The sequence below is a fragment of the Aminobacter sp. P4_D5 genome (genome assembly GCF_056401815.1).
Map to the genome: position 1 here is coordinate 1 of NZ_JBFUIP010000892.1, position 638 is coordinate 638.

At 70.2% G+C, this 638-nt stretch carries 1 protein-coding gene; it reads right to left on the bottom strand.

What is annotated here, in order from left to right; translation table 11 throughout:
• Positions 1–530 (bottom strand): Gfo/Idh/MocA family protein (locus tag AC1DWF_RS35630; protein ID WP_476843171.1); only part of this gene is annotated, 530 nt, incomplete at its 3' end.
• Between the last annotated feature and the right edge of the window lie 108 nt (positions 531–638).

Here is a 638-nt window from a genome sequence, read left to right on the forward strand (position 1 = left end):
GAGGGCACCAGCGAGAGGATCAGGTCCAGGTCATGGATCATGAGGTCCAGCACGACGGACACGTCGAGGCTGCGCGGCCGGAACGGCGCCACCCGCGCCGCCTCCAGCGAGACCAGCCGGCGGCCGTCCAGGCTTTCCCGGAGCGTCTGGATCGCCGCGGAATGCCGCTCGATCTGCCCCACCATCAGCACCAGCCCCTTCGCGGCGGCCAGTTCGATCAGCGCATCGGCCTCGGCGAGCGTCGCCGTGATGGGCTTCTCGACGAAGACATGCTTGCCCGCCTTGAGCGCAGCCTCGGCCAGGCGGGCGTGGAACAGCGTCGGCGTCGCGATCACCACGGCATCGCAGGCTTCCAGCAGGGCCTCAGCCGAAAGCGCGGGGCAACCGGCCTCGCCCGCGACCTGCGCTGCCCGGGCGGCATCGGCGTCATGCAGCCCGGCCAGGCGCGCCCCCGGCGCCCCCTTCAGCTTGAGGGTGTGGAAGCGGCCGAAATGGCCCGCGCCGAAGACGCCGATCCCTGGGGAAACCATGCCCGTTCCCTAACCCTTCCGGGCAAGGCTTGCATCCCCCCCTCCCCCTCGTCATGTTCCGGCCGAATCGCTGGTCTAGGTGCCTTGCCCTCATGATGTACTTCGCGC